This is a genomic window from Streptacidiphilus neutrinimicus (assembly GCF_000787815.1).
Taxonomy (GTDB): Bacteria; Actinomycetota; Actinomycetes; order Streptomycetales; family Streptomycetaceae; genus Streptacidiphilus; species Streptacidiphilus neutrinimicus.
Genome location: NZ_BBPO01000009.1, coordinates 1,443 through 20,986, shown reverse-complemented (window position 1 = coordinate 20,986; position 19,544 = coordinate 1,443). Strand labels below are relative to the sequence as shown.

General features: G+C 73.0%; 20 protein-coding genes and 1 pseudogene. 8 read left to right on the top strand and 13 right to left on the bottom strand.

All coding sequences use genetic code 11. The annotated features are described in order from the left end of the window. A pseudogene (locus TR48_RS08625) lies at positions 1-3,064 on the top strand (hypothetical protein); the annotation flags it as partial. 107 nt (positions 3,065-3,171) lie between these two features. On the opposite strand, the gene TR48_RS08620 reads toward TR48_RS08625, so the two are convergent. The 4 genes from TR48_RS08620 to TR48_RS08605 all read right to left on the bottom strand — a co-directional run bounded on the left by TR48_RS08620 (position 3,172) and on the right by TR48_RS08605 (position 4,545). Further along, positions 3,172-3,438 (bottom strand): hypothetical protein, encoded by a 267-nt coding sequence (locus tag TR48_RS08620; protein ID WP_152627862.1) that lies wholly within the window; start codon positions 3,436-3,438, stop codon positions 3,172-3,174. Positions 3,439-3,453: 15 nt separating this feature from the next. Further along, positions 3,454-3,714 (bottom strand): hypothetical protein, encoded by a 261-nt coding sequence (locus TR48_RS08615; RefSeq protein ID WP_042365360.1) that lies wholly within the window; start codon positions 3,712-3,714, stop codon positions 3,454-3,456. Then, complete coding sequence (locus tag TR48_RS08610; RefSeq protein ID WP_439654102.1) at positions 3,704-3,907, bottom strand: hypothetical protein; 204 nt, start codon at positions 3,905-3,907, stop codon at positions 3,704-3,706. The genes TR48_RS08615 and TR48_RS08610 overlap by 11 nt, the downstream gene beginning before the upstream one ends. 140 nt (positions 3,908-4,047) lie before the next feature. Further along, positions 4,048-4,545 carry an ArsR/SmtB family transcription factor gene (locus TR48_RS08605; RefSeq protein WP_042365358.1) on the bottom strand — a complete coding sequence of 166 codons (498 nt, stop codon included), beginning with the start codon at positions 4,543-4,545 and terminating at the stop codon, positions 4,048-4,050. 88 nt (positions 4,546-4,633) lie between these two features. On the opposite strand from TR48_RS08605, the gene TR48_RS08600 reads away from it, so the two are divergent. Beyond that, positions 4,634-5,950 carry an MFS transporter gene (locus TR48_RS08600; protein ID WP_042365447.1) on the top strand — a complete coding sequence of 439 codons (1,317 nt, stop codon included), beginning with the start codon at positions 4,634-4,636 and terminating at the stop codon, positions 5,948-5,950. Positions 5,951-6,198: 248 nt separating this feature from the next. Here the strand turns inward: TR48_RS08600 and TR48_RS08595 are convergent, their stop codons facing one another. Then, complete coding sequence (locus TR48_RS08595; protein WP_042365357.1) at positions 6,199-6,894, bottom strand: FadR/GntR family transcriptional regulator; 696 nt, start codon at positions 6,892-6,894, stop codon at positions 6,199-6,201. Between the two features lie 175 nt (positions 6,895-7,069). Here TR48_RS08595 and TR48_RS08590 point away from each other — a divergent pair, with 175 nt between their 5' ends. The 3 genes from TR48_RS08590 (at position 7,070) to TR48_RS08580 (ending at position 9,544) form a co-directional block, all read left to right on the top strand. After that, on the top strand, positions 7,070-7,627 hold the full coding sequence (locus tag TR48_RS08590) for a gluconokinase (protein ID WP_042365356.1): 558 nt from the start codon (positions 7,070-7,072) through the stop codon (positions 7,625-7,627). Next, the gene (locus tag TR48_RS08585) at positions 7,624-9,075 is read left to right on the top strand and encodes a GntT/GntP/DsdX family permease (RefSeq protein WP_201777101.1); all 1,452 of its coding nucleotides are present in this window, start codon (positions 7,624-7,626) and stop codon (positions 9,073-9,075) included. The genes TR48_RS08590 and TR48_RS08585 overlap by 4 nt, the downstream gene beginning before the upstream one ends. Positions 9,076-9,274: 199 nt before the next feature. Beyond that, entirely contained in the window at positions 9,275-9,544 is a 270-nt protein-coding gene (locus TR48_RS08580; RefSeq protein WP_052442502.1) for a DUF3761 domain-containing protein, read from the top strand. 54 nt (positions 9,545-9,598) lie between these two features. Here TR48_RS08580 and TR48_RS08575 read toward each other — a convergent pair whose 3' ends face one another. Continuing rightward, a complete protein-coding gene (locus TR48_RS08575) occupies positions 9,599-10,105 on the bottom strand; it encodes a hypothetical protein (protein WP_042365354.1) in 507 nt (168 codons plus the stop codon). A 152-nt stretch (positions 10,106-10,257) separates the two neighbouring features. Here TR48_RS08575 and TR48_RS08570 point away from each other — a divergent pair, with 152 nt between their 5' ends. Then, positions 10,258-10,842: a TOPRIM nucleotidyl transferase/hydrolase domain-containing protein gene (locus TR48_RS08570; protein ID WP_042365353.1), complete on the top strand. Its 585-nt coding sequence runs from the start codon at positions 10,258-10,260 to the stop codon at positions 10,840-10,842. A 9-nt stretch (positions 10,843-10,851) separates the two neighbouring features. On the opposite strand, the gene TR48_RS41755 is transcribed toward TR48_RS08570, so the two are convergent. Beyond that, entirely contained in the window at positions 10,852-11,034 is a 183-nt protein-coding gene (locus tag TR48_RS41755; protein WP_152627861.1) for a DUF6011 domain-containing protein, read from the bottom strand. A 149-nt stretch (positions 11,035-11,183) separates the two neighbouring features. Between TR48_RS41755 and TR48_RS08565 the strand changes: the two genes are divergently transcribed. Further along, on the top strand, positions 11,184-11,585 hold the full coding sequence (locus TR48_RS08565) for a guanyl-specific ribonuclease (RefSeq protein WP_042365352.1): 402 nt from the start codon (positions 11,184-11,186) through the stop codon (positions 11,583-11,585). 409 nt (positions 11,586-11,994) lie between these two features. On the opposite strand, the gene TR48_RS08560 is transcribed toward TR48_RS08565, so the two are convergent. The 6 genes from TR48_RS08560 to TR48_RS08535 form a co-directional block, all read right to left on the bottom strand. After that, positions 11,995-13,581 carry a glycerol-3-phosphate dehydrogenase/oxidase gene (locus TR48_RS08560; RefSeq protein WP_042365351.1) on the bottom strand — a complete coding sequence of 529 codons (1,587 nt, stop codon included), beginning with the start codon at positions 13,579-13,581 and terminating at the stop codon, positions 11,995-11,997. Positions 13,582-13,705: 124 nt separating this feature from the next. Beyond that, positions 13,706-15,235, bottom strand: coding sequence for a glycerol kinase GlpK (glpK, locus tag TR48_RS08555; protein ID WP_042365350.1), 1,530 nt, complete (start codon positions 15,233-15,235; stop codon positions 13,706-13,708). 78 nt (positions 15,236-15,313) lie between these two features. Continuing rightward, a complete protein-coding gene (locus TR48_RS08550) occupies positions 15,314-16,039 on the bottom strand; it encodes an MIP/aquaporin family protein (protein WP_439654455.1) in 726 nt (241 codons plus the stop codon). A 244-nt stretch (positions 16,040-16,283) separates the two neighbouring features. Beyond that, entirely contained in the window at positions 16,284-17,066 is a 783-nt protein-coding gene (locus TR48_RS08545; protein WP_042365348.1) for an IclR family transcriptional regulator, read from the bottom strand. A 162-nt stretch (positions 17,067-17,228) separates the two neighbouring features. Then, positions 17,229-18,137: a homocysteine S-methyltransferase gene (gene mmuM, locus TR48_RS08540; protein WP_084729046.1), complete on the bottom strand. Its 909-nt coding sequence runs from the start codon at positions 18,135-18,137 to the stop codon at positions 17,229-17,231. Between the two features lie 292 nt (positions 18,138-18,429). Beyond that, positions 18,430-18,639, bottom strand: coding sequence for a Rossmann-fold NAD(P)-binding domain-containing protein (locus TR48_RS08535; RefSeq protein ID WP_042365347.1), 210 nt, complete (start codon positions 18,637-18,639; stop codon positions 18,430-18,432). Positions 18,640-18,823: 184 nt separating this feature from the next. Between TR48_RS08535 and TR48_RS08530 the strand changes: the two genes are divergently transcribed. Continuing rightward, positions 18,824-19,544: NUDIX hydrolase (locus tag TR48_RS08530; protein WP_042365346.1), on the top strand; the 721-nt coding region annotated here is incomplete at its 3' end.

Here is a 19,544-nt window from a genome sequence, read left to right as displayed (position 1 = left end):
GGCCGCCGACGCGGAGAAGGCGGCGGGAGCCGCCTGGGAGGAGGCGCGCGCCGCCGCCGAGCAGGCGGCCGCACGCTCGCGCGAGGCCGCCGCCCGCGAGGGCCGCGCCGAACTCGCCGCCGCCCGTGCCCAGGACGCGCTCGCCGCCGCCGAGACCGCGCTCGCCACGGAGGAGCACACCCTCAGCCTGCTCGCCGCCGAGCCGCGCATCACGGCCCTGCTCGGCGTGGCGGACGGGGAGCTGACGCCGCAACAGCTCGACGCCACCGCCGACTCGCTGCGCGAGCAGCTCGACAACGCCGTCGCCACCGCCGAGCGCACCCTGTTCGACCTGCGCACGCAGGCTGCCGACGACTCGCGCATCCTCGCCGCCCTCGGCGACGGCGGGCTGCTGCCGCCGGGACCGGACGTGCTGGCCACCGTCGAGTACCTGGGCGAGCACGGCGTCCCGGCCCTGCCGGGCTGGCGCTATCTCGCCCAGTCCGTCGACCCGATGGACCACGAGCGCATCCTCGCGGCGCGTCCGCAGCTCGTCGACGGCGTCATCGTCACCGACCCGGCCTCGCTCGCCCGGGCGCGGGAGATCCTTGCCGCCGCCGCGCTGCTGCCGCGCTCCGCCGTCGCGGTCGGCACCTCGGCCGCGCTGCTGGGCCCAGTGACCCATGAGCCCTCCGCGGAGGGTGAGAACGGCGTCTTCCTGGTGCCGCCGAACCCGGCCATGCACGACGAGTCCGCGGCCGACGAGGAGCGGCGCCAGCTGCGCGACCGGGCCGCCGCCCGGGACGAGCAGATCCGCGAGCTCGCCGCCCGCCTCGGCGGCGACCGCCTGCTCGTCGGCCGCCTCTCCTCCTGGCGCACCGGCTGCCCGGCCGGGCGCCTGACGGAGCTGGGCGCCGACGTCGAGGCCGCCCGCGAGGCGCTGGAGGCCGCCACCGTCGAGCGCGGGTCCGCCCGCGCCGCTCACGACGAGTCCGAGCAGGAGCGGGCCACCGCCGCCCGGGTGCGCGAGACCCGGCTGGAGGCCGCCCAGCAGGCCCGCCGCCGCGCCGACGCCCTGGCCGGGCTGGCCTACCGCCTGCGCGAACGTTCCACCTGGACGGCCCGCCTGCGCGAGGTCGCCGACGAGACCACGCAGGCCGAGCTGCGCCAGCACGCCTGCACGGAGCTGGCCCAGGCCGCTGACGAGGACCGCCGGGCCGCGCAGCGCGCCGCCGACGACGCCCGCCGCACCGCCCGGGCGCTGCGCGCCGAACGCGCCGAACTGCCCAGCTCGGACCTGCCGGACGACCTCGCCGAGACCGGGACCAGGGGCGACGACGTGCCCACGGCGTCCCTGCCCGCGCTGCGCGAGGCGCACCGTGTCGCCGCGCAGCTCTACGAGAAGGTCGGCGTCGGTGCGGACCTGCGCGCCGAGCAGGCCCGCGCGGAGAGCGACGAGTCCTCCGCCCGCGCCGAGCTGGACCGGCTCACCAACAAGGTCCGCACCCGTGCCGAGGAACTGCTCGGCAGCCCCGACGGTGCCGACGGCCCGGCTCGTCAGGCCGCGGCCTCCCGCGCCGAGGACCTGGTCCAGACGATCGAGGCGCGCGCCTCTGCCGCCAGCGAGCAGCTCGGCCGTCTGCGCGGCGACGCCGAGCGCAGCGCGCCCGTCTCCGGCGAGGCCCACACCGAGCTGCCCGAGGAGCTGGTCCCCGCCGACCAGGACCACGCGCGCGAGCTGCTGCGCGCCGCCACGGCCGAACTCGCCTCCCGCAGCGACGCCCTGGAGGCCGGCCGGACCGCCCACGCCGAGTTGCAACGCGCCCTGGAGTCCGCGCAGCACGCCGCCGCCGAGTTCGAGGAGACCGCCGCGCAGCTGCGCGACGGCCTGCGCGAGCCCGCCGAAGGTGGCGCCCACGCGGAGGACGAGGAGCAGGTCACGCCCGTCACCGGCTCCCTGCCCGAGGCACGGCACGCCGCCTCCGACGCCCGCCGGCACCTGCGCGCCGCGAGCGCCGACCTGTCGGCCGCCGACCTCGCCGTCCGCGACGCGAGCGACGCGCTGATCCGGCACGCCAACTCCACGCGCTTCGAGGCGGTCCGCACCCCGGCCCGCCAGCAGATCCGCGAACTGCCCGCCGCCGTGCTGCCCGAGCACGCCGCCCAGTGGGCCCTCGCCTTCGCGCCGCGTCTGCGCGTGCTGACCGACGAGCTCGACCAGTTGGAGCGCAACCGCGACAGCATCGTCGACCGCCTCCGCGGCCTGGTCGAATCCTCGCTCGCCACGTTGCGCGCCGCCCAGCGCCTGTCCCGCCTGCCCGAGGGCCTGGGGGAGTGGTCGGGCCAGGAGTTCCTGCGGATCCGCTTCGACGAGCCCGACCACGCGGTGCTGACGGAGCGGTTGGGCGAGGTCATCGACGAGGCGACGCGTGCCGCCGTCCGGCGCCAGGGGTCCAATGCCTCGTCCGGAGCGGTGGACTGGAACCGTCGCGACGGTATGTCGCTGCTGCTGCGCGGCGTTCACGCGGCGCTGGAACCGCGTGGCGTCACCGTCGAGATCCTCAAGCCGGACGCGGTGCTGCGCGCCGAGCGGGTGTCGGTCAGTCAGATGTCCGACGTCTTCTCCGGCGGCCAGTTGCTGACCGCGGCCATCGCGCTCTACTGCACCATGGCGGCGCTGCGCGCCAACGATCGCGGCCAGGCCAAGCTGCGCCACGCCGGGACGCTGTTCCTGGACAACCCGATCGGCCGTGCCAACGCGACGTACCTGCTGGAGCTCCAGCGCGCCGTCGCCGACGCGCTCGGGGTCCAGCTGATCTACACCACCGGCCTGTTCGACACGACGGCGCTGGCGGAGTTCCCGCTGATCATCCGCCTGCGCAACGACGCCGACCTGCGCGCGGGGCTGAAGTACATCTCGGTGGAGGAGCACCTGCGCCCCGGGCTCCCTCAACTGGACGAGGAGGAGGCGGAGATCCACGGCGCGGTCAGCGCGACGCGCGTCTTCCGCCGCCCCCGCGCCGAGGCGGACGACGAGACGGGCGGCGCGTCCGACGAGGAGACGTCCGGGGCAGCGGACGCGTAGGACGCGGTCCGCGCGCGGTCCGTGCTCTCGACGCGGGACGTCCGGGGCCCCCTCCGACGGCTCGGCCCCGAGGGGCCCAAGGGGCCCAAGGGCCCTGGGTCAGTGGGTCAGCGGGGGCGCTTCGCGCCCGTCATGGGGGTTATCCCGCCGGAGCCGTGCAGACGTTCGCGTGTGGTGCGCTGGGTGATCCACACGTCCAGGCCGAACCACGTGGTCACGAACACCCCGACCACGGTGAACGTCAACGCCCAGCCCATGAAGGCCGCCTCGGCGAACGAGCCGAACATCGTGAAGACCAGTGCGACCAGCGTGAGGGCGAGGGAGAGCAGCAGCCGCACCCGTGCCCGCCGTGTCTCGTCGGGGACCCGTGCCATGGTGTCGTCGGCCTCCTATGCCTCCACGTACGCGACCAGGATGGCCGAGCGCATCACCGATACGGAGTAGATGACGCGTATGCCCTCCGCATCGTTGCGGTAGTCGCGGATCAGCGGAAATCGTGTCGGCACGCCCATCTCCGGATCGATCGAGAGCTCGCTCAGCGCCCGATCCAGGCGGCGCACCTCCTCCCCGTCGGTCAGCGCGTCGACCTGCTTGCGGGCGCCGTCGGTGAACCGGATCTGCGCCGGTCGGCGCCGCAGCCTACGGGACACGGCCGTCGAGCCTCGCCAGCGCCAGCTCCCGGATCTCCTCCCAGGCCACACACTCCTCGTCGGTGGGCAGCCCGTTCGCCGCGATCTGTTCCAGAGCCGCGGCCAGGCTGTCCGCCTTGGCGCGCTCGTCCGCGGCCCACGCGCGCAGCGCGTCGGCCTCGTCGGGCTCCAGTTCCATCCCCGGCTGACTCACTTGGCCCTCCCCAGGCCGCCGCGTCCCCGCCTCCCGCAGGCTACCCGGACCCTACCGGGTCGAGGCTCGGCTGATCGAGTGAGCGTTCAGCCGTCGGCCCGAGGACGACCCTGGGCCGCGCGAGGCAGGCTGAGGCCCGTTCAGGGACGGTTCGGGTCCGGGTGCAGGGCGACGAAGAGCGACCACGCCGGGGCCGAAGGATCGTCGGGACGGGCGGCGAACTCCTCCAGCAGTGCGCTCAGCCGGGTGCGGAACTCGTCCATGGCGGCGGGGGGCAGGCGCAGCCCCAGCCGGCTCGCGTCGACCTCCGTCGAGGGGGCGAGTGCGACCTCCTCCAGGAACGCGTCGAGCAGGACCCGGTCCATGGCGGGCGCCTCCAGCCGCCAGGACTTCTTCGTGGCCCGGTAGGGGATCTCGCGTGCGCCGCGTGCGCCGCGCCGCTCCTCCTGGGCTTCGAGGAAGCCGGTGCGCACCAGCGTCCGCGTGTGGTGCAGCACGCTCGCCGGATCGCGGCCGAGGATGGCGGCGATCTCCTTGTTGGTGTGCGGCTCGCTCAGGCAGATGCGCAGGATGCGCAGTCGCAGCGAGGAGGCGAGAGCCTTGGCCTCCTCGTCGGTCGCCGGCCTGCGTTCGGTCATGGCAGCAGCGTACTGAAGCGGGCCGGCGCTCGGCCCGACGTCCTCAAAGTGATTGACAAAACCCAATCACTTGGCCACCGTGGTCGCCATGACCTCCTCCGTCCCGCCGGTCGACCGGCCCGCACGTCGCGGCGGCCTCTGGCACCACCTCGACTTCCGACGTCTGTGGATCGGCGAGACGGTCAGCCAGTTCGGCACCATGGTCAGCCAGTTGGCGTTGCCGCTGCTGGCGGTGCTGGTGCTGCACGCGTCGACGTTCCAGGTCGGTCTGCTCGCCGCCTGCGAGTCGCTGGCGTTCGTCGCGGTCGGGCTGCCGGCCGGCGCCTGGGTGGAGCGGATGCGGTTCCGCTCGGTGCTCCTGGTCAACGACCTGATCCGCGCCGCGCTCTTCGCCTCGGTCCCGCTCGCCCAGGCCCTTGGCGTGCTGACCATGGGCCAGCTCTACGTCGTCGCGCTCGCCACTGGGGTGTCCACCGTCTTCTTCGATGTGGCCTACCAGTCCTACCTGCCGCGGCTCGTCGACCGGGAGTCGCTGGTCGAGGGCAACGCCAAGCTGCAGGCCAGTGAGTCGGTCAGCCAGATCGCGGGCCCCAGCCTCGGCGGCGCGCTGGTCCAAGTGCTCGGCGCGCCCTACGCGGTGCTGGTCGACGCGCTGAGCTTCCTGTGGTCGGCGGGCTGGGTGCGCGCCATTGAGGCGCGGCCTCCGCGACCCGAGCCGAGCGCGGACCGCAACCTGCTGCGCGAGATCCGCGAGGGCCTGGCCTTCGTGCTGCGTGACCGCATGCTGCGCGCGATCGCCGCCTGCACGGGTTCGGCCAACCTCTTCGCCTCGATGGCGAACGCGGTCCTCTACGTCCTGCTCGCCCGGCAACTGCGGCTCTCGCCCGGCGTCATCGGCCTGATCGGCTCGACCTCCGCCGTCGGCGGACTGGTCGGCGCGCTCGTCGCCGCGCGCCTCGGGGCGAGGATCGGGCAGGGGCCGGCCATCTGGATCCCCATCGCGATCGCGGGCCCGTGCGCGCTGGTCGCGCCCTTCGTGCAGCGCGACTGGACGCTCGGCCTGCTCGCCGCCGCGCAGATCGTGATGTGGATCGGCATCGTCGTCTACAACATCACTCAGGTCAGCTTCCGTCAGGCGCTCTGCCCGCCGCACCTGCTGGGCCGGATGAACGCCACCATGCGCTTCCTGGTCTGGGGCACCATGCCGGTCGGCTCGATCGTCGGCGGCGTCCTCGGCACCGCGATCGGTGTGCGTGGCACGCTGCTGCTGGCGGGCGTCGGCGGGTCCCTGGCCTTCCTGCCGGTCTTCCTCTCCCCGCTGCGCTGCCTGCGCGAACTGCCCACCTACGCCGCGCGGGCGGTGGACGGCGAGTCGGACGCGGGCCTGGTCGCCAGCGAGTCCTGACGCCGTCGGCGGGCTCTGACTCCGCCGGGGGCCTCAGGGCCGGTCCTCACGCCGCCGGCCGGTCCTCGCGTCACCGGGCAGCTGACGCCGTCGGTCGGCCCGGACGTCGCTGGGAGGCCCAGGCGGCCCTGACGCCGTCGGCCGGTCCTCGTACCGCCGCGCGGTCCGGAGGTCGCCGCGCGGTCCTCACGCCGCCGGCCGGTCCGGACGTCGGCGCAGGGGCTGTCGGGTCAGCGGTCCGCGGGTCGTCAGTCCAGGACTGCGTCGAGCTCCTCCAGCGCCCCCGTGACGATCGCGCGCATGGCGCGCTCGGCGGTCGTCGCGTCGCCCGCCATGATCGCCTCGGCGACCTCGCGGTGCAGCCGGACGGCGTACTCCTCGGGGTGGTGCGGCATCAGATGGTGCTCGGTGCGCCCGCGCAGCACCGCCTCGACGGTGGCGCCGAGGTGCGCGAACATCTCGTTGCCCGAGGCCTGGAGCACGGTGGCGTGGAAGTCGGCGTCGTGGCGCAGGAAGGCGGCCAGATCGCCGCTGCGGCCGGTCATCGTCATCTCCGTCGCCAGCGCGCCGAGCGCGCGCCGCTGGTCGTCGTCGGCGTGGACGGCGGCGAGCCCGGCCGCCGCCGGTTCGACGGCGACGCGCAGTGAGCCGAGGGAGCGCAGCTGGGCCGGCCGATCGGCCCCGGCCAGACGCCAGGCGATGAGTGTGGGGTTGAAGACGTCCCAGTCGGACCTCGGGCGCACGGTGATGCCGACCCGGCGGCGCGACGCGACCAGCTGCATGGACTCCAGCATCCGCACCGCCTCGCGGACCACAGTCCGGGAGACGTCGAAGCGTTCCTCCAGCTCCTCGATGCGCAGCACCGAGCCCTCGGCGATCTCGCCGGAGGCGATCGCGGGCCCGAGGTCGGCGAGCAGGCGGCCCGGCAGGCCCTGGATGTCCATTGGTCCAGGTTAGGGGCCCGTGGCCGGAGCCGAGCCCGGAGGTGCCGATCCCGCTGGGGCGAAATGGAGGATACCGGACTGTGGTTCAAAACGTATGACCATTTCATTGCGGTGGCTTGATTAAGTCATACCTTTGGATGACACTTGGGCGACCGCACAGAACGGAGCACCAGCAATGGCTCTCAGCGTCGAGAACCAGCGGCCGGCCGACTCGGCCCCGGCGATCGTGGTGATGGGCGTGGCCGGGGTCGGCAAGACCACCGTCGCGAAGGCCCTCGCGGAGCGTCTCGGCCTCCCCTACGGTGAGGCGGACGACTTCCACCCCGCCGCCAACATCGCCAAGATGGCCGCCGGCATCCCCCTCGACGACACGGACCGCGAGCCCTGGCTCCGGGCCATCGGAGCCTGGCTCGCCGAGCGCGTCGCCGCCGGCACCGGGGGAGTCGTCACCTGCTCCGCGCTCAAGCGCGGCTACCGCGACCTGCTGCGGGAAGCCTGTCCGGACGCCTTCTTCCTCCATCTGACCGGCACGAACGGGCTCATCGAGGAGAGGCTCGCGCACCGCAGCGGCCATTTCATGAAGGCCCACATGCTCGACTCTCAGCTCGCCATCCTCGAACCGCTCGCCGCGGACGAGCACGGCGCGTTGCTGGACGTCGGCCCCGACCCCCACACCCTCGTCGAGTCCGCCGCGGCCCTGGTGCCGCGGCCTGTCAACGGAGACCTCGCGTGAGATCCCTGCCCGCCCTCAATCTCGCGGACACCGCCCCGCCGCTCACCCACAGCAGCAGCCAGGGGCAGCTCCTCCTCGCGGCGCTCCTCGGGATCGCCGTCATCGTGCTGCTGATCACCCGGCTGAAGGTGCATCCCTTCCTGTCGCTGACGCTCGGTTCGATGGTCCTGGCCGCCGTCGCCGGCGCGCCGCTGGACAAGCTGACCAACAGCTTCGCCACCGGCTTCGGTGCGACCGTCAGCAGCGTCGGCCTGCTCATAGGCCTCGGCGCGATGCTCGGCAAGCTGCTCGCCGACTCCGGCGGCGCGACGGTCATCGCCGACACGGTGCTCGCGCGCTCGACGTCGAGGACGCTGCCCTGGGCCATGGCGCTGATAGCCACCGTCCTCGGTCTGCCGCTCTTCTTCGAGATCGGCGTCGTGCTGCTGATCCCGATCGTGCTGCTGGTCGCCCGGCGCGGCAACGTCCCGGTGCTGCGCGTCGGCATCCCGGCGCTGGCCGGCCTCTCCGTCCTGCACGGCCTGGTCCCACCGCACCCGGGCCCGCTCGTCGCGGTCTCCGCACTCCACGCCGACCTCGGCGTGACCCTCGCTCTCGGCCTGCTGGTCGGCATCCCCACCCTGGTCATCGCGGGCCCCCTGTTCGCCCGTGTCGCCGAGCGCTGGGTGGGCCCTCTGGAGATCCCCACGACCACCCTGCCGACCGAGGCGTCCGCTTCTGACGGCGTTGCCGCCGGCGCGGTCGAGAACACCACCGGCGACCTCGCGCCCTCCGACCGCACCCCCGCCTTCGGCGCGGTGCTGGCCACGATCCTGCTGCCCGTCGGGCTGATGCTGGTCAAGGCCCTGGTCGACGTCGTCGTCGACAAGCCCGACGACGCCCTGCAGCGCGCCGTCGACTTCGTCGGCTCCCCGCTGATCGCGCTGCTGATCGCGGTCCTGGTCGCCATGTTCACCCTGGGCCGGGCCGCGGGCTTCACCAAGGAGCGGATCTCCTCGACGGTCGAGAAGTCGCTGGCGCCCATCGCGGGCATCGTCTTCATCGTCGGCGCGGGCGGCGGCTTCAAGCAGACCCTGGTCGACGTCGGCGTCGGAGGCGCCATCAGCTCCTGGGCGGACAAGCTCCACATCTCCGCGCTGCTGCTGGGCTGGCTGATCGCCGTCCTGATCCGCCTGGCGACTGGCTCGGCGACCGTCGCCACGATCACCGCCGCCGGCATCGTCTCCCCGCTGGCCGTGGGCATGTCGACCACGCACACCGCCCTGCTGGTCCTGGCCGTCGGCGCGGGCTCGCTGTTCTTCAGCCACGTCAACGACGCCGGATTCTGGCTGGTCAAGGAGTACTTCGGGATGAGCGTCGGCCAGACCGTCGCCTCCTGGTCGGTGATGGAGACCGTGATCTCCGTCGTCGCCATAGCGATCATCCTGCCCCTGGGCCTGGTCCTCTAGCCGACCCCGGCCTACCGGCCCCCAAGTACGGCGGCCCCGACGCGTTCCCCCGACGCGCCGGGGCCGCCTTGTCGGCTGTGGCATGACGGGCGGTCACGAGGGGGGTTAGGTCACGAAGTTGTCTCTGGTGCGGCAACTGCCCTGCTGGTCTGGCAGAGTACGGAGCTGTTCACAGAACCTTCACAACGAAGGAGCCGCATTGCTGCGCCGTTCCATAGCCGCCGTCGCCACCGCCGCCGCACTCGTTCTCGCGCCGGCCGTGGCCGCTCAGGCGAGCACCCCGCTGCCGACGACCAACACCGCCCACCGCTGCGTCCGTCACACCACGGGTCTGTGCGGCTGGACCCACCGCCAGCACCCCGCGAACCGGTACGAGACGGCGCAGTGCCGGGACCTGTCCCTGTCCTACAGCCGGAACTCCTCGGGCACCTGCTCGCACCACCGCGGTGTGCGCTACTGGTTCAAGTAGGACGCGCGGGAGGCTCCGCGAGGGGGTCCGCGGAGCCGTCCGGCGGCCCGGGTGTCAGGCCTTTATCAGGAGGGCGAGATCGGCCGGTGTCACGTCCCCCGGCTCGCGCCCGTCGGCGAAGAGGTGGACCCCCGCGTCGTCGTAGGCCGCGTCGGTGAGCTCCGAGCAGATCATCGACGCGCGGGAGCCCATCACCCTGCGCGCCCACCCTATGCGCACGTGGAAGTGCCAGAGCGCCAGCGCCATGTAGTCGGCCGCCGAGTACGGCACCCCGATGTAGCCCCGCGCCGCGGTCACGACCGCGGCCCGCTGCTCCTCCGTCAGCTCGATGTGCCCCGTGGACCAGGCGACCACTCTGCCCTGGTACTCGTCGAGGCTGGCGAGTCTCGCCCCGCCGGGTTCGGCCTCGACGAGCTGGTCGTCGCCTACGTAGACGAAGGCGTGGTCCCAGTGACCGAAGCGCGAGCCGTTGAGCCACTCGCCCACCGAGATCAGGAATCCCACCCGTCCCTTCACCGACGTGACCGCGAAATCACCAGGCAGCGGCTGCACTTGTGCCATGTCTACCTCCCGGGCCGTGGATGCCGGCGGCGAGGCCGGCGTCGTCGCCCCGATTCATACCCATCGGTGACCGCTTCGTCGCACACCGTGCACGCGGGCGTGGAGGGCCAAATCGATGGTGGGCGGGGCCGGGAGGGGCGCACCATGAAGGGGTGACGTCAGAGGCAGTCGTGCTCGTCGAGGGGGTCAGCGACCAGGTCGCGCTCGAAGTGCTGGCGCGGCGGCGGGAGATGGATCTGACGGCGGCCGGCGTCACGGTCGTGGCGATGCACGGGATCACCAACATCGGGCACTTCCTGGCGCGTTTCCGCGCGGCCGACCCGGGAGTGAGGATCACCGGGCTGTACGACGAGGCCGAGGAGCGGTTCGTGCTGCGCGGTCTGGAGCAGGTGGGGCTGGTCAACTCGGCGGTGGGGAGCGACGATCGGGCCTGGCTGGAATCGCTCGGGTTCTTCGGCTGCTCGGTCGACCTGGAGGACGAGCTGATCCGTGCGCTCGGGCCGGAGGCGGTGGAGCGTCTGGTCGCGGCGCAGGGGCAGTTGCGCTCCTTCCGGACGCTGCAGAAGCAGCCCGCGCTGCGGGACCGCAGCCTGCACGACCAGTTGCGCCGCCTGATGAGCGGGCGTTCGGGCGGCAAGGAGCGCTACGCGGCGCTGATGGCGGAGGCGGTGGCCCCGGAGCGGGTGCCGCGACCACTGGCGCGGGTGCTCGCCTGCGCCTCGGGCGGCGGCCGGTAGGCTCTCGGCTCACAGGCCCGGGAGGGCCTCCTCCTGCGGGCCGCGGGGAGGTTCGGGGAGGCGCAGTTCGGTGCAGACGGGTCCGTGACCGCGGGCGCGCGAAGCCGGGTCGCGCAGCGGGCGGCCGCAGCCCGTGCAGCGCACGACCGACTCCTCGACGGCGGAGGCCGGGATCAACGCATCGTCCCTCATGGTCATCAGCGTAGGCGACGCCCTGGTCGTGTCCGGGGGCGTCACCCTGAGGACATCTTCTGCTCGGTCAGATGTTCCCGAGCGAACAAGCGGTGAAGGTGTGTCAGGATCCCTTCCTTCGAGTCCCGTTCGTCCGCACACTCGTTGACATGAGCATCTCTCTACGCGCGTGGAACACGCGCAACGCCACCCTTGTTCTCGCCGCCGGCGTCCTCGCCGCGACCCTCCCCGTGCTGCTCCCGGCCGCCAGCGCGCACGCCGATGTGAACGGCACGGTCTGCCAGAGCGCGCTGCCGCCCGAGGCCGACGACACGCTCAACCTGATCGCCCAGGGCGGCCCGTTCCCGTACCGCCAGGACGGGACGATCTTCTCCAACAACGAGGGCGTCCTGCCCAGCGAGCCCTACGGCTACTACCACGAGTACACCGTGGTCACCCCCGGCGCCCCGACCCGCGGCGCGCGCCGCATCGTCGAGGACCAGCCGGACCAGATCGACTACTACACCGACGACCACTACGCGTCGTTCGAGCAGATCGATCCCACCTGCTGATCACCAGGGCCGACGGCCCGGCGGGGGAGCCCCTCCCTCGCCGGGCCGTTCTTCACGTCCCGCCGCACGTAGGGGTCCGAGCCCTGCCCGTCGGCCGATCGGCCGCACGTTGCCTGAGGCGCGCCCGGCCACTCATCCTCCCGGGGGCCGCCTTTGCCGGCGGTCTTCTGTGCCGGGGCTGTGCCCGCACGCGCCGTCGGGGCGGGCGAGGGTGGGGCCCCGTGCCGCCGTCCGCCGGCCTGCGGCTTACCCCAGCCTCGCGCGCCGCTGGTCGGAGGCCGCCGTCGCGGGCCCGCTGCGGTCCGGCCCCGCGGTCGGTGCGGACGGTTCGCCCGCGTCGCGTGGGGGCGCACGCACGTCTGGGCCCCGCCGGGGACGGCGGGGCCCAGACGATGGGGGAGGTGGTGCGTCAGCCCTGGGGCAGGCGGGTGGTCAGGAACTTCTCGACCTCGGCGCGGACCTCGGGGGTGTCCAGACCGCGGACGGTCGTGGTCGTGCGGCGGCGCAGGACGTCGTCCGCCGTGGCCGCCCACTCGTGGTCGACGGCGTAGGCGACCTGCGCCCACACGTCCGGCCCGTCCGGGTGGATCTGACGGCCCAGCGAGGGGTCCTCGTCGATCATCCGGGCCAGGTCGAAGGAGAGCGTGCCGTAGTGCGTGGCCAGGTGGCGCGCGACCAGCGGGTCCATTCGGGCGCCGGGCTCGCGGTCCACCAGCAGGCGGTGCGCGACCGCGTTCGGGCTGGCCACGCCGGGGAGCGGCACGGTGCGCGGGATCGTCGACATGTCGTCGGCGAGGCCCGTGCCGGACACCTGCGCCAGCTTCTCCAGCACCACGCGGCCGATGTGACGGTAGGTCGTCCACTTGCCGCCCGCGACCGACAGCATGCCGCCGCGGCCTTCGGTGACGACGGTCTCGCGCTTGGCGGCCGCCGTCTGGCCGGGGCCGCCCGGCAGCACGCGCAGACCGGCGAACGAGTAGGTGATCAGGTCCCGGTCCAGGTGGTCCTCGCGGATCGCGTGCGCGGCCTCGCCGAGGATCTGGTCGACGTCGGCCTGCGTGGCCCGCACGTCGGCCGGGTCGCCGGTGTACTCCTCGTCCGTCGTGCCGAGCAGGACGTGGTCCTCCCACGGGATGGCGAAGGAGACGCGGTACTTGTCGATCGGTATGGTCAGCGCCGCGTTCCACGGCGCCTTGCGCTTGAGCACCACGTGCGCGCCCTTGGACAGGCGGATGCTGGGCGCGGCGTTCGGGTCCTCCATCGCCCGCAGGTGGTCGACCCACGGACCGGTCGCGTTCAGCACCAGTCGGGCGTCGACGCCGAACTCCTCGCCGGTCAGGCGGTCACGCACCTCGGCGCCGGTGACCCGGCCGCCGGTGAAGCGCAGGCCCTTGACCTCGGCGTGGTTCAGCACGACCGCGCCGGACTCGACCGCGGCGCGGACCGTCATCACGGCCACGCGCGAGTCGTTCATCTGGTGGTCGCCGTAGACCGCGACGGACCGCAGGCCCTCGGTCTTCAGGGCGGGGACGGCCTGCCCGGCGCGGGCGGCGGTGGCGACGTGGCCCATGCCGTCGCGGAACGCGGACAGCGCGGAGTAGAGGAAGACGCCCGCGCCGAGCTTCGGCGCGGAGTGCGGGCCGCCCTTGTAGACCGGCACGAAGAAGGTGAGCGGGTTGACCAGGTGCGGCGCGACGTCCGTGGACAGGGCGCGGCGCTCCTTGTGGTTCTCCGCGACCAGCTTCACCGCGCCGGTCTGCAGGTAGCGCAGACCGCCGTGGACGAGCTTCGACGAGGCGCTGGAGGTGGCCCCGGCGAAGTCGCCGGCGTCGACCATCGCGACCCGCAGGCCCGACTGCGCGGCCGTCCAGGCGACGGCGGTGCCGAGGATGCCACCACCGATGATCAGCAGGTCGTAGGTGGCACTGCTCAGCAGCGCGCGAGCCTGCGCGCGGTCGGCCGTGCGGTTGGCTCCAAGGGTCGGCATGGAGTGCATCGGAAGATCCCTCAAATTTCCTGGAGGTGGTGCTGGGCCCGGCGAACGGGCCCAGAGGCGCGGCCGTGCCCTCTCCCCCGAGAAGGGGACACGGCCGCGCCGAGTTGCTGGTGACGACGGGGCGTCACTGACCCGTCGTCTGGTCCTCTTCGATCCAGCCCATGGTCCGCTCGACGGCCTTGAGCCAGTTCTTGTACTCGCGGTCGCGCGTCGCCTCGTCCATCCGCGGGGTCCACTCCGCGGCGCGGTGCCAGTTGGCGCGCAGGGTGTCGAGGTCCGGCCAGAAGCCGACGGCGAGGCCGGCCGCGTAGGCGGCGCCCAGCGCGGTGGTCTCGGCGACGAACGGACGCTCGACCGGGACGTCGAGCACGTCCGCGATGTTCTGCATCAGCAGGTTGTTGCTGGTCATGCCGCCGTCGACCTTGAGCGCGGAGAGCGTGACGCCGGAGTCCTTCTCCATGGCGTCGACGACCTCGCGGGTCTGCCAGGCGGTGGCCTCCAGCACGGCGCGGGCCAGGTGGCCCTTGGTCACGTAGCGGGTCAGGCCGGTGATCACGCCGCGGGCGTCGGAGCGCCAGTAGGGCGCGAACAGGCCGGAGAACGCCGGGACGATGTAGGCGCCGCCGTTGTCCTCGACGGTGGAGGCCAGCGTCTCGATCTCGGCGGCGGTGGAGATGATGCCGAGCTGGTCGCGCAGCCACTGCACCAGCGAACCGGTGACGGCGATGGAGCCCTCCAGCGCGTAGACCGGGGCCTCCTTGCCGATCCGGTAGCCGACGGTGGTCAGCAGGCCGTGGTAGGAGTTGACGACCTTCTCACCGGTGTTGAGCAGCAGGAAGGTGCCGGTGCCGTACGTGGACTTGGCCTCGCCGATGTCGAAGCAGGTCTGGCCGAACAGCGCCGCCTGCTGGTCGCCCAGCGCGGAGGCGACCGGCACGCCCGCCAGCTCGCCGACGGCCTCGCCGTAGACCTCGGCGGAGGAGCGGATCTCCGGCAGGACGGACAGCGGCACGCCCATCGACTCGGCGATCTTCTCGTCCCACTGCAGCGTGTGGAGGTTCATCAGCATGGTGCGGGACGCGTTGGTCACGTCGGTGACGTGCTTGCCGCCGTCCACGCCGCCGGTGAGGTTCCAGATGACCCAGGTGTCCATGGTGCCGAAGAGGATCTCGCCGCGCTCGGCGCGCTCGCGCAGGCCGTCGACGTTGTCCAGCAGCCAGCGGATCTTCGGGCCGGCGAAGTAGCTCGCCAGCGGGAGCCCGGTCTCGCGGCGGAAGCGGTCCTGGCCGACGTTGCGGCCCAGCTCCTTGCAGAGGTCCTCGGTGCGGGTGTCCTGCCACACCAGGGCGTTGTGGACCGGCTTGCCGGTGTTCTTGTCCCACAGCACGGTGGTCTCGCGCTGGTTGGTGATGCCGATCGCGCGGATGTCGTCACGGGTGAGCCCGGCCTTGGCCAGGGCGCCGGAGACGACCGACTGGACGCGGGTCCAGATCTCCTCGGCGTCGTGCTCCACCCAGCCGGGCTGGGGGAAGATCTGGCTGTGCTCCTGCTGGTCGACCGCGACGATCCGGCCGTCGGCACCGAAGACGATGCAGCGGCTGGAGGTCGTTCCCTGGTCGATGGCCGCGATGTACTGGCCGTTGCTGGTGGTCATGGCGTCCTCGTTGACGAGTGGGCGGGCGGAGGGCGTGGGGGTGGTGCGGGTGGTCGTGCTCGCTGAAGGAAGCCTGACCTATGCGAAGGCCGCGTTGTAGATTCCGCCGGCGATCAGCGCGCCGACGATCGGGCCGACGACGGGGATCCAGGCGTAGCCCCAGTCGGACTCGCCCTTCTTCGGGATCGGCAGCAGCGAGTGCACCAGACGCGGCGCCAGGTCGCGGAACGGGTTGATCGCGTAGCCGGTCGGTCCGCCGAGGGAGAGGCCGATGCCGACCACGGTCAGCGCGGTGATCAGGATGCCCATGCCGGACAGGCCGAGCTCCTTGTTGAGGCCCTGGGTGAGGATCAGCAGGCACAGCACGGTGGTGCCGATCGCCTCGGTGATCAGGTTCTGGACGGGGTTCCGGATCTCCGGGCCCGTCGCGAAGATGCCGAGGGTCGGCTCGTCGTTCTGGTTGAACTGGCCCAGGTAGGTGAGCCAGACCAGGAGCGCGCCGAGCGCCGCGCCGACGAACTGGCCGGCCAGGTAGAGCGGGACGTGGCTCCAGTCGCCGGTCTTGACGGCTATCGAGATGGTGACGGCCGGGTTGAGGTGCGCGCCGGACAGGCTGGCGGAGGTGTAGGCGGCGACCAGCACGGCGAAGCCCCAGCCGAAGGTGATGGCCAGCCAGCCGGCTCCCTCGGCCTTGGATCTCTTCAGCGTCACGGCGGCGCACACGCCGCCGCCGAGAAGGATCAGCAGGGCGGTTCCGATGACTTCTCCGAAGAAGATGTGGCTGTCGGACACGGCGACTCCCAGGGTGCGGTTTGCGGCTCGCGTTCGACATTGTCGACCGCTGTGCGAAAACTACGGTGGCCGTAAGGCGTGCGTCAAGGCTGCGTCCAGGGGTGTTGTGGGCGGCAAAAGGTGTGAACCGGCGCCGGCGGACAGGCCGACGCGCCCGCGCGGTCGGCGCGGCGGCGGGAACGAGCCCGAAGCGGACGGGAAGCAGCCCTGCGCGGGCGGGAGGATGCAGCCCTGCGCGGGCGGGAGGACGGGCGGGTCAGAAGCGGGGGGCGCCCAGGTCGCGGGAGATGGCACGCGCCGCCTCGCGGACCGAGACGACCAGCTCCGGCCGGACCGGGCCGGCCGTCCCGTTCGGCTCCGCCGTGCAGACGCGTTCCACCGGCCCGTTCAGTGCGACCGCGCCCACGGGGTTGCGGCGCCGGTCCTGGATCAGCGCGGCGATCGACGCCACGCCCGTCCAGGTCTCCTCGACCGCCTGGGCCCAGCCGCGCTCGCGGACGACCGCGGCCTCGGCGTCGATGGCGTCCAGATCGGTGACGGTGTGCGCGGTGAACGCCTCGCGCTCGCTCTCCACCAGCTCCGCGCGGGCCACCGGGTCGAACGCGGTGAGCACCTTGCCCAGTGCGGTGCTGTGCAGCGGCTGCATGCTGCCGACCTCCAGCACCTGCCGGGTGTCGTCGGGCCGGAAGACGTGGTGCACGATCAGCACCCCGCGCTGGTGCAGCACGCCGAGGTAGACCGTCTCCCCGCTCGCCCTGGCCAGATCGTCGGCCCAGACCAGCGCGCGGGCGCGCAGCTCGTGCACGTCGAGGTAGCTCTGGCCGAGGCGCAGCAGCTCGGCGCCCAGCTGGTACTTGCCCGAGTCCTTGTCCTGCTCGACGAAGCCCTCCTGCTGCAACGTCCGCAGGATCCCGTGCGCGGTGCCCTTCGCCAGTCCGAGCGCGTTCGCCACGTCGGAGAGCGCCAGCCGCCGCTCCCCGCCGGCGAGCAGCCGCAGGATCGCCGCCGCGCGCTCAAGCGACTGGATCGACCCGGCCATCGAGGTACCTCCGCGCACTTACTGTTGGGAACGTCGTTCGACAATGCCGACGCTGCTCTGCTTGAGACAGAGTCTGCCAGAAGCTACTGGCAGATGAGATCCAGGTAGGCGTTCCGAGGCGCGGGACGCCCCCGATGTGCTGCCCCGCGCGGGCGGGCAGCCCTAGCGCGCGGCCGAGAGCTCCCTGCTCAGTGCGGCGATCTGGTCGGCGCCGACGCGGCAGCAGCCGCCCACCAGGCGGGCGCCGGCGTCGAGCCAGGAGGCGACGCGTGCGGGGGAGAACGTCGCCGGGCCCGTCCAGGCACGGGCCGACGCGTCCCAGCCCTCACCGCTGTTGGGGTAGACGACGACCGGCTTGCCGGAGACCTCCGCCGCCAGGGCCACGGCGTCCGCCGCCTCCTCCGGGGCGAGGCAGTTGACGCCGACCGCGATCACCTGGGAGTTGTCCCGGGCGACGGCGAACGCCTCCGCCAGCGGCTGTCCGGCGCGGGTGAGCCCGGCCGCCGCACTGTAGGAGAGCCAGACGGGCGTGTCGAGGCCCGCCACCGCGTCGAGCACGGCGACCGCCTCGTCGATGTCGGGGATGGTCTCGATCGCCAGCGCGTCCGGCGCGGCCGAGGCCAGGACCTCGGCCCGGGGTGCGTGGAACGCGCGCAGCGCCGCGCGGGAGAGGCCGTACCGCCCGCGGTACTCCGAGCCGTCGGCGAGGACCGCGCCGTAGGGGCCGACGGAGGCGGCCACCCAGCGGTCGTCGGCGTTCTCCGCCGCCTCCCGCGCCAAGGTGACACTGAGGCGCAGCAGCCCCTCCGCCTCCGCGCGGTCGGCGCCCGCGCGTGCGAAGCCCTCGAAGCCGGCCTGGTAGCTGGCCGTGATCGCGACCCGCGCGCCCGCCGCGAAGTAACGTCGGTGCACCGCGGCGACGGCCTGCGGCGCGTCGCGCAGCAGGCGTGCGGACCAGAGGGCGTCGGAGAGGTCGTGGCCGTCGGCCGCCAGCTCGTTGGACATGCCGCCGTCGAGCGCTACCGGGCCCTGCGCCAGGGCGGTGGCGAGCGGGATCCGAGGGGGCGTCACGGGAACCTCCGGGCGGCGCGAAAGGGCGGGCGACGACACCGGGGCGGGCCTCCCGAAGTTCCGGCAGACCCGCCCCGTCGATGTCGTGTTCACCCTATCTCCGAGCGCCGACAGAGCCCGGACGCGTCCGCATCGCGAGCCTGCGGACCGCCGGCCGCGTCGGGCCTCGCGTCCCGGTGCGGCCCGTCGTCAGCGCTCCCCGTCGTCGGCGCTGCACGTTCAGCCACGCCCCCCGGCGCCATCGAGACGCCGTGGTGGGACTGGGTCCCGGCGGAGAGCCGGGCCGACGTGCTCAGCGGGGCGACCAGCGACACGGCCGTCGGCCGGAGACCGCGTTGACCTGGCGCGGCGCCAGCTCGGCGGCGAGGACCCGCGAGGCCGACTCCAGGGCCGAGTTCATCGCCGACAGGAGTACCAGCCCCGGCGTGCTCAGCTGCGAGCTGACCGCACCGACCAGGGTCACCGAGCCGTCCTCGCTCAGCGTGCCGAGCGCCGCCTGCACGCTGAGCAGGTGGGCAGGGCCGCAGGACCGAGGAAGTGCTGGCCGTCGTGGCCTCGCTGCGGGGTAGCGAGCGCAATGCTCTGGCGCATCGCGCCCGCGTGCGCTACGTTGTTCTCGCACTGAGAAATACTCGCTCTGAGAACAACAAGCCCTGAGAGTAACAGCAGAGAGCAATGGAGTGACGATGAGCCGGCGGCCCGCGCGTCCCGATGACGAGGCCGCGTTCCTCGCCGCCTACGACCCGCGGGACTTCCCGGCGATCGCGTTGACCGTCGACATCGTCGTGCTGACGATGCGCGAGGGCCGGCTCAACGTGCTGCTCGTCGAGCGCGCCGCCCCGCCCTTCCAGGGGTGCTGGGCGCTGCCGGGGGGCTTCGTCAAGGCCGGGCAGGAGGGCCTGGACGAGGCCGCCGCCCGCGAACTGGCCGAGGAGACGGGGCTCAGCGCGGGCGAGCTGCGCCGCGTGCACCTGGAGCAGCTCGGCTCCTACGGCGCGCCGGGGAGGGACCCGAGGATGCCCGTCGTCTCCGTGGCCTACCTGGCCTTCGCGCCCGATCTGCCCGATCCGCGCGCCGGCGGCGACGCCGCCCGCGCCGCATGGACTCCGGTCGTCGGTCTCCACGGGGGTGGGACCGGCGACCGGCAACTCGCCTTCGACCACGCGCAGATCCTCGCCGACGGGCTCGAGCGAGCCCGCGCCAAGCTGGAGTACACCCCACTGGCGACGGCCTTCCTCGCACCGGAGTTCACCGTCCCGGAGCTGCGCGCGGTCTACGAGGAGATCTGGGGCGAGAAGCTCCACCCCGGCAACTTCCACCGCAAGGTGCTCTCCGTGCCGGGCTTCGTGGAGAGCACGGGGGCGACGGCCGAACGCGGCAGCTCCCGAGGCGGGCCCCGGGCCCGCC

Excerpts from the sequence above, each read along its gene's own strand:
- TR48_RS08620 (WP_152627862.1), bottom strand. The coding sequence starts at position 3,438 with ATGGCACGGGTCCCCGACGAGACACGGCGGGCACGGGTGCGGCTGCTG.
- TR48_RS08605 (WP_042365358.1), bottom strand. The coding sequence starts at position 4,545 with ATGACCGAACGCAGGCCGGCGACCGACGAGGAGGCCAAGGCTCTCGCC.
- TR48_RS08600 (WP_042365447.1), top strand. The coding sequence starts at position 4,634 with ATGACCTCCTCCGTCCCGCCGGTCGACCGGCCCGCACGTCGCGGCGGC.
- TR48_RS08595 (WP_042365357.1), bottom strand. The coding sequence starts at position 6,894 with ATGGACATCCAGGGCCTGCCGGGCCGCCTGCTCGCCGACCTCGGGCCC.
- TR48_RS08590 (WP_042365356.1), top strand. The coding sequence starts at position 7,070 with ATGGCTCTCAGCGTCGAGAACCAGCGGCCGGCCGACTCGGCCCCGGCG.
- TR48_RS08575 (WP_042365354.1), bottom strand. The coding sequence starts at position 10,105 with ATGGCACAAGTGCAGCCGCTGCCTGGTGATTTCGCGGTCACGTCGGTG.
- TR48_RS41755 (WP_152627861.1), bottom strand. The coding sequence starts at position 11,034 with ATGAGGGACGATGCGTTGATCCCGGCCTCCGCCGTCGAGGAGTCGGTC.
- TR48_RS08565 (WP_042365352.1), top strand. The coding sequence starts at position 11,184 with ATGAGCATCTCTCTACGCGCGTGGAACACGCGCAACGCCACCCTTGTT.
- TR48_RS08560 (WP_042365351.1), bottom strand. The coding sequence starts at position 13,581 with ATGCACTCCATGCCGACCCTTGGAGCCAACCGCACGGCCGACCGCGCG.
- glpK (WP_042365350.1), bottom strand. The coding sequence starts at position 15,235 with ATGACCACCAGCAACGGCCAGTACATCGCGGCCATCGACCAGGGAACG.
- TR48_RS08545 (WP_042365348.1), bottom strand. The coding sequence starts at position 17,066 with ATGGCCGGGTCGATCCAGTCGCTTGAGCGCGCGGCGGCGATCCTGCGG.